This window comes from Pseudomonas sp. IT-P171, assembly GCF_949767765.1.
Lineage (GTDB): Bacteria > Pseudomonadota > Gammaproteobacteria > Pseudomonadales > Pseudomonadaceae > Aquipseudomonas > Aquipseudomonas fluorescens_B.
Genome location: NZ_CATKQN010000021.1, coordinates 1 through 11,402 on the forward strand (window position 1 = coordinate 1; position 11,402 = coordinate 11,402).

8 protein-coding genes are annotated in these 11,402 nt (G+C 58.5%); 4 read left to right on the plus strand and 4 right to left on the minus strand.

Annotated elements, in window-relative coordinates:
- Both treS and ACM6I5_RS14985 read right to left on the minus strand, forming a co-directional pair.
- Positions 1-2,791: maltose alpha-D-glucosyltransferase (gene treS, locus ACM6I5_RS14980; RefSeq protein WP_414884155.1), on the minus strand; the 2,791-nt coding region annotated here is incomplete at its 3' end.
- A 204-nt stretch (positions 2,792-2,995) separates the two neighbouring features.
- Complete coding sequence (locus ACM6I5_RS14985; RefSeq protein WP_414878233.1) at positions 2,996-4,990, minus strand: alpha-1,4-glucan--maltose-1-phosphate maltosyltransferase; 1,995 nt, start codon at positions 4,988-4,990, stop codon at positions 2,996-2,998.
- A 216-nt stretch (positions 4,991-5,206) separates the two neighbouring features.
- On the opposite strand from ACM6I5_RS14985, the gene ACM6I5_RS14990 reads away from it, so the two are divergent.
- Complete coding sequence (locus tag ACM6I5_RS14990; protein ID WP_414878234.1) at positions 5,207-5,374, plus strand: hypothetical protein; 168 nt, start codon at positions 5,207-5,209, stop codon at positions 5,372-5,374.
- Between the two features lie 139 nt (positions 5,375-5,513).
- Here ACM6I5_RS14990 and ACM6I5_RS14995 read toward each other — a convergent pair whose 3' ends face one another.
- Positions 5,514-6,023, minus strand: a complete 510-nt coding sequence (locus ACM6I5_RS14995) for an MgtC/SapB family protein (RefSeq protein WP_017338493.1) — start codon at positions 6,021-6,023, stop codon at positions 5,514-5,516.
- Between the two features lie 122 nt (positions 6,024-6,145).
- On the opposite strand from ACM6I5_RS14995, the gene ACM6I5_RS15000 reads away from it, so the two are divergent.
- The 3 genes from ACM6I5_RS15000 to mapR all read left to right on the plus strand — a co-directional run bounded on the left by ACM6I5_RS15000 (position 6,146) and on the right by mapR (position 9,592).
- Entirely contained in the window at positions 6,146-6,379 is a 234-nt protein-coding gene (locus tag ACM6I5_RS15000; RefSeq protein WP_414884156.1) for a DUF3203 family protein, read from the plus strand.
- 195 nt (positions 6,380-6,574) lie between these two features.
- Complete coding sequence (gene ccoG, locus ACM6I5_RS15005) at positions 6,575-8,005, plus strand: cytochrome c oxidase accessory protein CcoG (RefSeq protein WP_031318843.1); 1,431 nt, start codon at positions 6,575-6,577, stop codon at positions 8,003-8,005.
- A 177-nt stretch (positions 8,006-8,182) separates the two neighbouring features.
- A complete protein-coding gene (gene mapR / locus ACM6I5_RS15010; protein ID WP_017338490.1) occupies positions 8,183-9,592 on the plus strand; it encodes a GntR family transcriptional regulator MpaR in 1,410 nt (469 codons plus the stop codon).
- 37 nt (positions 9,593-9,629) lie between these two features.
- Here mapR and ACM6I5_RS15015 read toward each other — a convergent pair.
- Positions 9,630-11,402 (minus strand): RHS repeat domain-containing protein (locus ACM6I5_RS15015; protein WP_414884157.1); only part of this gene is annotated, 1,773 nt, incomplete at its 5' end.

Below are 11,402 nucleotides of genomic sequence, written 5' to 3' on the forward strand. Positions count from 1 at the left end.
CCAGTAAACGAGTGACCAGGGTTTTGTCCGCCGGGTTCAGTTCGTTTTGATGCTGCTTGAGCAACTTCAGCGCGTGTTCCAGTTGCGCGGCGACATCCTTGGCCGAAGCCAGGGCATCTTTTTGCGTGGTGACTTGCGGGGCGAAGTCCGGGTTGTCCGTGGGCGCTGCCAGCACCTGATGCATTTCCCCCAGACGCTGACCGAGCATCCCGGCGAAGTCGCGCAGTTCGCCGAGGGCGTTGTAATGCTGCTCCTGCTCGGACATGGCATCGGCGAGTTCGTCGCGCAATGCTCGTTCGAGGTTGTTCTGCGTCCATTCCCATGCATCGCCCTGATTGCTCAGATAGCCTTGGGCGATCATCAGCAGGTTGTCTTCGCCCTTGGCATCGCGACGGACCACCGACCCCAGCAATGGAGAGATATTGGCGAAACCCGCATCGGTCAGGTACGCGCTCATTTCCAGTTCCGGGTGAACGCCTGAGGCCACCTTGCGGATCAGCTTGAGCACCAGGCTGCTGCCGATCACCACCGAGCTGTTGGACTGCTCGGCCGACAGATAGCGCACTTCCGATTCAGCGCTCAGGCCCAGCTTCGCCAACTCGGCAGTCGGTTCGAAGCGAATCTCGCCGCCATCGGACGGCAGCACAGTGTTGTCCTGCATGCCTTGCAGCACCGCACGGATGAAGTTTTCGAGGCTGAACGCATCCGTGATCAAGCCCACTTGCGGACCTCGTCGCACCCGAGACAGCGCCAGTTGCTGCGGCAACGCGGGGCCCACCTGATCATCCGCAATGAAGCCGAACGGCAATTGGTAACGGCTGGTCTGACCGCCGCTGGTGACTTCGATTTCACTCAGCAGCACCGGATGCAACGCATCACCGAAGCGCACGCCATAGGCCAGGTTGACCTTGTCAATGGCCGCATCCTTGCCGGCGAACCAGCGCCGGTTTTGTAACCAGTTAGGCAGGATGCCCTGTTCCAGCGTGCCGCGAGACGGCGCTTCGAGCAGTTCTTCCATGCGCTTTTTCAGCACCAGGGTGGTGAAGTCCGGCAGGCTTTGCGCCGGTTCTACGTGCCAGCTAGGCATTTGATTCTCCGCTGCGAGTCCGAACCAGTAAAAACCGTAAGGCGCCAGGGTCAGGAGAAAATTCAACTGGCCGATCGGCGGGAACGCGTTACCGCCCAGCATCTCGACCGGCACCATGCCGACGTAGGCCGACAGGTCCAGTTCTGCCGCTTGTGCACTGCGGGACACGTTAGCCACACACAGAATGATCTCGTGCTTGCCATCTGCCCCGGTGAATTCACGGGTGTAAGCCAGAATCCGTCGGTTGCTCGGCGACAGCATTTTCAGTGTGCCGCGTCCGAACGCCTTGGATTGCTTGCGCACGGCGAGCATGCGCCGGGTCCAGTTCAACAATGAATGCGGATCGCCCGCCTGGGTTTCGACGTTGACCGACAGGTAACCGTATTGCGGGTCCATAATCGGTGGCAGCACCAGGCTGGCCGGATCGGCGCGGGAGAAGCCGCCGTTACGGTCGATCGACCATTGCATAGGCGTGCGCACGCCATCGCGGTCACCAAGGTAGATGTTGTCGCCCATGCCGATTTCATCACCGTAATACAGGGTCGGCGTGCCGGGCATCGACAGCAACAGACTGTTCAGCAGCTCCACACGGCGACGGTCGCGTTCCATCAACGGTGCCAGGCGCCGGCGAATCCCCAGGTTGATCCGCGCCCGACGGTCGGCCGCGTAGTAGTTCCACAGGTAGTCACGCTCCTTGTCGGTGACCATCTCCAGGGTCAGCTCATCGTGATTGCGCAGGAAAATGGCCCACTGGCAGTTGGCCGGGATCTCCGGGGTCTGGCGCAGAATGTCGGTGATCGGGAAGCGGTCTTCCTGGGCCAGCGCCATGTACATGCGCGGCATCAACGGGAAGTGGAAGGCCATGTGGCATTCGTCGCCGTTGAGGCCTTTTGTATCGGTGTCACCAAAGTACAGCTGCGTATCTTCCGGCCATTGGTTGGCTTCGGCGAGCAGCATGCGATCTGGGTAATTGGCGTCGATTTCGGCGCGGATCTGCTTGAGGACGTCGTGGGTCTCGGGCAGGTTTTCATTGTTGGTGCCGTCCCGTTCGATCAGGTACGGAATCGCATCCAGCCGCAAACCGTCGATGCCCATGTCGAGCCAGTAGCGCATCACCGACAACACGGCTTTCATGACTTGCGGGTTATCGAAATTCAGGTCCGGCTGGTGCGAATAGAAACGGTGCCAGAAGTACTGGCCGGCGACCGGGTCCCAGGTCCAGTTGGACTTTTCGGTGTCGAGAAAGATGATGCGGGTGCCGTCATATTTTTGATCGTCATCGGACCAGACGTAAAAGTCCCGCGCCGCAGAACCGGGTTTGGCTTTTCGCGCCCGCTGGAACCAGGCGTGCTGGTCCGAGGTGTGGTTGATGACCAGTTCGGTGATGACCCGCAAGCCACGTTTGTGGGCTTCAGAAATAAAGCGCCTGGCGTCGGCCATGGTGCCGTAATCGGGATGCACGCCACGGTACTCGGCAATGTCGTAGCCATCGTCGCGCCGGGGCGACGGGTAGAACGGCAGGAGCCAGATGGTGTTGACGCCAAGGTCGGCGATGTAATCGAGTTTGGCGATGAGGCCGGGAAAGTCGCCGATCCCGTCATTGTTGGAGTCGAAAAAAGACTTAACGTGAACCTGGTAAATCACTGCGTCCTTGTACCAGAGCGGGTCCTTGATAAAGGTGGCAGCCTTGGGTTTCTTCGCCATTTGAAACTCCTGTTGAATTCAATAAAGCCCCCCGCTGAAGCACACAGGCTGCAGAAGAAGGCTCTTTTGTGGCGAGGGAGCGTGCTCCCGCTGGGCTGCGAAGCGGCCCCTGCTTTCGTTCTGACAAACCGCATCCACAGGACTTACGACTGCTTCGCAGCCGAGCGGGAGCAAGCTCCCTCGCCACAAGAGCGGGCAGCCTGTCTAGACAGTGATCCGCCAGATGCCGAACGGTTGATGCGCCGGGTCGATCCGCATGAATTGGTACTTGCCGTGCCACATCCAGCGATGGCCGCTCATCAAGTCCTCGCCCTGAGTACTGGCGTCGTCGGGCAACCCCATTTCCCACAGCGGTAACTCGAAATTCGCTTCCTGAACGTTATGCGGATCGAGGCTGACCGCGACCAGAATGAAGTTGCTGCCATCCTCGCTGCGTTTGCCGAAATACAGGATGTTGTCGTTCCAGGCGTTGTAGACCTTCAGGCCCAGATGCGTGTGCAACGCAGGGTTCTGCCGGCGAATGCGGTTGAGCTGCGCGATCTCGGCAATGATGTTGCCCGGCGCGTTGAAGTCCCTGGGGCGGATTTCGTACTTCTCGGAGTTGAAGTATTCCTCCTTCCCAGGCACGGGTGCGGCTTCACAAAGCTCGAAACCTGAATACATGCCCCACAGCCCGGAGCCCATGGTTGCCAGGGCCGCACGGATCAGAAAGCCGGCGCGTCCGGACTCGTGCAGAAACGCCGGGTTGATGTCCGGTGTATTGACGAAGAAATTCGGCCGGTAGCATTCGCGCCACGGCGACTCGTTCAACTCGGTGAAGTACGTCGACAATTCGTACTTGGTGTTGCGCCAGGTGAAGTAGGTGTAGCTCTGCGAATAACCGACCTTGCCCAGGCGCGCCATCATCGCCGGCGTGGTGAAGGCTTCGGCGAGGAAGATCACTTCCGGGTACAGCGCCCGCACATCGGCGATCAGCCACTGCCAGAACGGCAGCGGTTTAGTGTGCGGGTTGTCGACGCGAAAGATCTTCACGCCCTCCTCGACCCAGCCGACCACGATGTCGCGCAATTCGACCCAGAGGCTGGGGATCGCGTCAGCGGCATAGAAGTCGACGTTGACGATATCCTGATATTTCTTCGGCGGGTTCTCGGCGTATTTGATCGTGCCGTCCGGGCGCCAGTTGAACCAGCCGGGATGCTGTTTGAGCCACGGATGATCCTGGGAACACTGAATGGCGAAGTCGAGTGCGATTTCCAGGCCATGGTCGGCTGCTGCGGCTACCAACCGACGGAAGTCTTCGCGGGTGCCCAGTTCCGAGTGAATCGCCTCATGCCCGCCCTCTTCACTGCCGATGGCATACGGGCTGCCTGGATCGTCGGGGCCGGCGGTGAGGGAGTTGTTCGGGCCTTTGCGGTAGCTGCGTCCGATCGGGTGGATCGGCGGAAAGTACAGCACATCAAACCCCATGTCCTGAATCATCGGCAGCCGCGAATGCACGTCGTTAAATGTGCCATGACGGGCCGGATCGTCGGTGATCGAGCGCGGAAACAACTCATACCAACTGGCGAACTGGGCGATCTCACGTTCGACGTCCAGCGGATACTCGGGGCTGAAGCTCAAATAGGCGCGGTGATCGGCCTGAGACATCAGGTCGGCGCTGCGCTGGTGCAGAAACAGCGCCACCTGCTCGATTTCGAGCAACCCGGCCAGTTCGTGGTGCAGCGCTGCCAGCTCTTCACTCAGTTGGCCTTCGGAGCGTTCGGCTGCCTGTTGAACCAGGGTGCGACCTTCCTGCAGCTCAAGACTGACGGGCACACGGGCCGAGTGCTTCTTCTCCAGCTCATAGCAGAAGCTGGCGAACTGATCGATCCAGGCCTCGATGCAGAACACATAACGGCCCTGACGCGAGACGCGGAATTGGCCTTGATACCCGTTATTGCCCAGCTCACCCATGACTTCGCTTTGCCAGGCGTCATCATCGGCAGCGCGCCAGCGAACCCGCACGGCCAGTTTGTCGTGCCCGTCGGCGAAGACTTTACTCGTGACCACCACGTCTTGCCCGATCACGGCTTTAGCGGCGAATTGCCCGCCATCCAGGGTCGGCATGGTGTTTTCAATGGCGATGCGCGGCAGCAACAAGGCCTGCGACAACGGCATATGAGGGTTGTAGTTCAGCTCTGTCGGTTTTTCTGCAGTCATCGAGCATCTCTCCTTTACGCCCCATGGACGCTCTTGTACCTGATCGTCGTTCGCGCAAGGCCAGCGGCCCCGGAATGAACTCACTTAGGTTCCGAGCGACAGGCTTCGGTAAAGTTCACGTGGATTTGCCCGCATCTGCGGTGGAATCAATTCGTATGCAAAGAGGTCAATCCACTTAAGCACGACTTGCGCCATCTGCCACTGGAGGCTTCAACGATGAGTATTCCAATCCCGGCTGAAACACCCGATCCAAACATCGACACCCCGACGATTCCTCCCACCGAGCCGCTGCCGGTGCCCGAGCAGGAGCCGCCGGGGACTACCCCGCCACCGCGGGAAGATCCGCCGGAGACGATGCCGCCGGTGATCGTTGCCCCCGAGTAAAGTGGCGAGGGAGCTTGTCGGAACACCGCACCATCCCCTTCGGCTGCGCAGCGGTCGTGATTTTTCGGAGGAGCTTCGCACCCCAGCGGGAGCAAGCTCCCTCCCCACACAAGCTACTCCGCCACAAATTCGCCGTCCGTCAGGGCTTATCTTCCTGCTCGTTTTTCTCAAGCAACTTAACGATCCTCGGCATCACACTGAAAATCGCCAACGCCAGCAACGTACTGAACACCGCCGTCGCCTCACGCCCCAACCCGGCGGAAACACCAATCGCCGCTGTCAACCACAACCCGGCGGCGGTGGTCAGGCCTTTCACGTGGCCCTCATCGCCTTCCTGGTTTTTCAGGATGGTCCCGGCACCGAGGAAGCCGATCCCGGCGATCACCCCTTGCACCACGCGACTCATGGCATCGGCCTGAGAGCCGGACATCTGCGGCACCAGCACAAACAGCGCGGCACCGAGCGCCACCAGCATGTGCGTACGCACACCGGCGGCCTTGCCCTTGTGCTCGCGTTCAAAACCGAGAATCCCGCCCAACACGGCGGCCATCAGCAGTCTTACCGTGATACGTGTCAGTTGTGAGGCATCGCCAATGTCAGCGAACTCCGCTTGCAGCGTCACCCAAACTTCATGCCACCAGGCGTCCATGGTGCATTCCCTGTAAATGATCGATAGAGGATGGACCGCGCCGACCATTAATCGGTTGCACAGAACGATGGCCGCCTGTTGAGCCCTAACCTTGTATAACCCGCAGAAAAAAGGACCTCTCCATGACAGTGCGCATCGAAAACAAGACCTGCTTTTTCACCACCGAGAACGGCGAGGAAATCCGCCTGTGCCCGGATGTGACCATCGTCACCGACCCCGAGAAAGCAATGTCGGCAGTCGATATCAACGGCCAGTACATCTACATCACCGAAGCAGAAGCCGATGCATTGACCGTAGCAGGTGCGGTGGACGGTCGCCGGCATTTGAAGGCCACGGACAGTGATTCGGTGATTTGACTGACCCGGATCAATACGACCCGCGGGCGCCTGTAATAGCGCCCGTAGGCCCGTTGCCGCAGGTGCTTCAAGTTGTCGCACGTAGCGGCTAAGCGCTCATCTGATCCGCTTTTTATTGCGATATCTGAGTCTGTTATGCAAACAGATCGACGCTCATAGTGACCCGGCCTGATGGAGGCTGATGAGCGTATGACCATGAGCGAAAGAATCCCCGTCCGAACTGTAGAAAGTGTCCCGTTAGTCAGCAGCTATGAGCCTTCACGTCCAAAGATGAAGGCCAAATCCAGCGACAACCTGATCCACACCCGCAGCTTCACCGGCCTGTTCCGCACCCTGCGCATGAGTGGTGCGGGTTTTCTGTTCCTGCTGTTCTTCGGCACGGTGTGGCTGAACTGGGGCGGCCGCCAGGCGGTGCTCTGGGATCTTTCTGAAAGCAAATTCCACATCTTCGGTGCGACCTTCTGGCCACAGGACTTCATCCTCCTGTCGGCATTGCTGATCATTGCGGCGTTCGGCCTGTTTGCGATCACCGTGTTTGCCGGACGCGTCTGGTGCGGCTACACCTGCCCACAGAGCTCCTGGACCTGGATTTTCATGTGGTGCGAGAAGATCACCGAAGGTGAACGCAACCAGCGGATCAAACTGCAAGCGGCGCCTTGGGGCCTGAACAAACTGATGCGCCGCGCCGCTAAACACACCTTGTGGCTGGCAATCAGTTTGCTGACCGGCCTGACCTTTGTCGGTTACTTCACACCAATCCGGCCGCTGGCCGAAGAGTTGCTGACCCTGCAGATCGGCGGCGTCAGCCTGTTCTGGGTGCTGTTCTTCACCGGTGCCACGTACATCAACGCCGGTTGGCTGCGTGAAGCGGTATGCATGCACATGTGCCCGTATGCGCGGTTCCAGAGCGTGATGTTCGACAAAGACACCCTGACCATCTCCTACGACGTCGCCCGTGGCGAAAACCGTGGCCCGCGCAAACGTGACGTGAAACCTGCCGAAGTCGGCCTTGGTGATTGCATCGATTGCCAGCTCTGCGTGCAGGTGTGCCCGACCGGCATCGACATTCGCGATGGTCTGCAAATGGAGTGCATCGGGTGCGCCGCGTGTATCGACGCCTGTGATTCGATCATGGACAAAATGGGCTACGCCCGCGGCCTGATCAGCTACACCTCCGAACACGAGTTGCAAGGTGGCAAGACCCACCTGCTGCGACCACGGCTGATCGGCTACACCGCGGTGTTGCTGGTGATGATCGGTGCGCTCGCCCTGGCCCTCGTCGAACGGCCGATGGTCTCGCTGGACGTCAGCAAGGACCGTGGCCTGTTCCGCGAGAACAGTCTGGGGCAGATCGAAAACATCTACAGCTTGAAGGTCATCAACAAGACCCAGCAACGCCAGGACTACCGTTTGGCCCTGGTCGATGGCGACGGCTTCCAGTTGCAAGGCAAGACCGAACTGAGCCTGGCGCCCGGCGAGATTGTTGACGTGCCGGTGTCCGTGGCGATGACCACTGAACGGCCGAGCAGCAGCTCGCAGAGCATCCGCTTCAAGATTGTCGACAGCGATGAGCCTGACATTTATAGCGTCGCGGACAGCCGCTTTGTTGCGCCGATGAACCGTTGAGCCTTTAAGATGCAGTGCTTGTGAGATGCGGTCCTCTGTGGCGAGGGAACTTGCTCCCGCTGGGGTGCGAAGCGCCCCCAAGATCTACGAAAGATCTACGACTGCTACGCAGCCGAGCGGGAGCAAGCTCCCTCGCCACATCAGTGCACTAACCGAACAATTCCAACCGGGCCTTAGATGAAACGCTACGAAAAATTCGCCGATGACATCGCTGAACTGATCCGCTCCGGCGTCCTCGGCCCCGGCCAGCGCGTGCCGTCGGTGCGCTACGCCAGCCAGACCTACGGCGTCAGCCCGTCCACGGTGTTCCAGGCCTACTACCTGCTCGAACGCCGCGGCCTGATTCGCGCCCGCCCACGCTCCGGTTATTTCGTCAACACCCATGCGCCGAGCCCGTTTTCAGAGCCGGTGATCAGCAGCCAGGTCAACGAATCCACCGAAGTCGACGTCAGCGAACTGGTGTTCTCGGTGCTCGACTCGATCAAGGACCCGAACACCGTACCCTTCGGCTCGGCATTCCCCAGCCCTACCCTGTTTCCGCTGCAACGCCTGTCCCGTTCACTGGCCAGCGCCGCCCGGGACATGGACCCGCGCATGGTCGTCACCGACATGTCGCCGGGCAACCCGCAACTGCGCCGACAAATCGCCCTGCGCTACATGGTCGGCGGCCTGATGCTGCCCATGGAAGAACTGCTGATCACCAACGGCGCGCTGGAAGCGCTGAACCTGTGCCTGCAAGCCGTCACGGAACCCGGCGATCTGGTGGCCATCGAAGCCCCGGCGTTCTACGCCTGCCTGCAAATCCTCGAACGGCTGAAACTCAAGGCCGTGGAAATCCCCGTGCACCCGCGTGACGGCATCGACCTCGGCGTGCTCGCGCAAACCCTGGAACGCCACCCGATCAAGGCCTGCTGGTGCATGACCAGTTTCCAGAACCCCATGGGTGCGACCATGCCCGAAGCGAAAAAGCGTGAATTGGTGGAGTTGTTGCGCACCCACCAGGTGCCGCTGATCGAGGACGATGTCTACGCCGAACTCTATTACGGGCAACAGGCGCCGAAACCGGCCAAGGCGTTCGATACCGAAGGGTTGGTGATGCATTGCGGCTCGTTCGCCAAAAGCCTCGCACCGGGTTATCGCATCGGCTGGGTAGCTGCCGGGCGCTATGCACAGAAGATTGAGCGACTGAAACTCATGACCTCGCTGTGTGCGTCAATGCCGGCTCAGGCGGCGATTGCCGATTACCTGCAACATGGTGGCTATGACCGGCATTTGCGCAAGTTGCGTTATGCGTTGGAGGAGCAGCAGAGTGCGATGCTGGCGGCGATTGCCCGGTATTTCCCGGCGCAGACTCGCGTGAGCCAACCAGCAGGCGGGTACTTTCTGTGGCTGGAACTTCCGGCGCAGATGGATTCGTTGAAGTTGTTTCAGATGGCGTTGGCGCAAGGGATCAGCATTGCGCCGGGGCCGATATTTTCGCCGGCGCAGCGGTTCAGGAATTGTATTCGGTTAAATTATGGGAGCCCTTGGGATGAGGCTTCGGAGAAGGCGATGGAGACGTTGGGGCGGATTGTGCGGTCGTTTTGAAAATAAAACTATCGTTGGGGGGCTTATAGCTGCATTGCTACTTCGCGTTTCGGCGTGGCGCTGACAGGCTTAGGCTTTGTATAAATAAGGCGTGTGTATCTGCATTCCTGAATGCCAAGTCCTTCCGTGTGTCAGGGTCAATATTAAAAAACTCAATATATGCAGCATGCATTCTATCGCCCAGCACAATATTCTTTTGAGAAGCCAGATCTGTAGACGACAATAACGTCCTCGAAGCTATTTCAGCCTTTTCAATCTCGATTAAATCAATAGACCCCCTTCGACTATCCGACAGTTCACTATAGCTGGCAGGTCGACTAAAATACCAACTATCCAAAGTATCTAGCACTTCCTCCATATGGGTTATCTCGTGCAAAATGACACGCGCAACTTCCCAGTCTGGCGCCTCTTCTATGTATTTCGAATTGAAATATATTTTATGATCCCCATCAATTACAAATGAGGTCATGCGAGAGCCAGGCGCACTGAATGCTATTACTCGCGTAGTATCTTCCGTGAGATCTTCAATATAGAGACGCGCTGTTTTATATGCTTTAACCATAGTTGAATACCTGTAACTACTATTCTCTCCAAAAAAAGCTTCCACATGCCTCACATCCTCATCTCGAAGCGTTCCGGCGTCCAATGAATCGATGGCATCTTCAAGCTGTTTTTTTGCGATTTCGAAGCCTTTCTTTAAGGCGCTTGCCATCTTAGGCGACTCTCCTTCTATATCTTTCATGCCCCGCCACATCTGCTTCCTGTCAAACGTCATGCCTTCTTCTACTGTATTTTCAAGTTCAATACGCTTTGCACTAGGAGGCGTCGGGGAGCGCCCATCAGGGTCCACTAAATTAACCGGGTTGTTTTTGACAAACCGATAAAAATTCAATCCGTCCACATCCCCCACCGGATCCGGATTCAACCAGTGCTGCAGCCACGGTGCGTAATAACGTACGCCATAGTAATAAAGCCCCGTAACATCTCGTTCTTTCCCCGAATACCGAATGGTCTTGTAGCTGGTTTCCACTTCATGCCGCCCGGCCAGCCACGCCGTGCCACCAAAGGGGTAATACACTTCCTGGCTGATCGGTTTCGCCAGGGCATCCACCTCAAAGGCACTCGACCCCAGGTGATCATCGAAGCAGTAACGCAACTGATCATTTACCACTCCATCAGGAGGTGGACTGTCCCAATGCAGCAGCCGTACCGAGCAGCGACCTGCCTTAACGCTAATGACCTGCAGCTGCTCCCCAGATGCCGTGTTGACGTGCACTTCGATACCCGACAGGTAGCGCACTTCGGCTGTGTGGATGACGGATTTAGCTGCAGCGCTGCGCCATTTGCGCAGACGCATGCCCTCAGCATCGTAAACGTAGCGCTCCCAATCATTCGCGGCAACGATCCGGGTGACTTGGGTGACCTGGACCAATTCATTGCGACCATTCCATTGCAACGCCTGACCCGGTTGCAGCTCCAGCAGATTGCCGCGAGCATCGAACAGCGCCTCCAGATCCGCACCTGGTCGATCTTTGATACTGCGATTGCTGTGCTCCGCCACCCGCATGATCAACGTGTCGTTCTCGGCACCGAGATGAATGCGCTCCCGCAGATTGCCGGCCTCGTCATAGTGATAGGTTTCGCTGTAGTTGCGCCAACGGCTGGCATCGGGCGGGCCGAAGGCTTTCCACTCGGGTAATGCGGGACCGAATGAGGGCTTGGCGGTTTCCCAGCCGGTGGCTTTGATCAGTTGATTCAACGTGTCGTAGGTGAAGCGGCGGACCGGTTCGATGCGCTGGTTGGCGAAATT

Excerpts from the sequence above, each read along its gene's own strand:
- ACM6I5_RS14985 (WP_414878233.1), bottom strand. The coding sequence starts at position 4,990 with ATGACTGCAGAAAAACCGACAGAGCTGAACTACAACCCTCATATGCCG.
- ACM6I5_RS14990 (WP_414878234.1), top strand. The coding sequence starts at position 5,207 with ATGAGTATTCCAATCCCGGCTGAAACACCCGATCCAAACATCGACACC.
- ACM6I5_RS14995 (WP_017338493.1), bottom strand. The coding sequence starts at position 6,023 with ATGGACGCCTGGTGGCATGAAGTTTGGGTGACGCTGCAAGCGGAGTTC.
- ACM6I5_RS15000 (WP_414884156.1), top strand. The coding sequence starts at position 6,146 with ATGACAGTGCGCATCGAAAACAAGACCTGCTTTTTCACCACCGAGAAC.
- ccoG (WP_031318843.1), top strand. The coding sequence starts at position 6,575 with ATGAGCGAAAGAATCCCCGTCCGAACTGTAGAAAGTGTCCCGTTAGTC.
- mapR (WP_017338490.1), top strand. The coding sequence starts at position 8,183 with ATGAAACGCTACGAAAAATTCGCCGATGACATCGCTGAACTGATCCGC.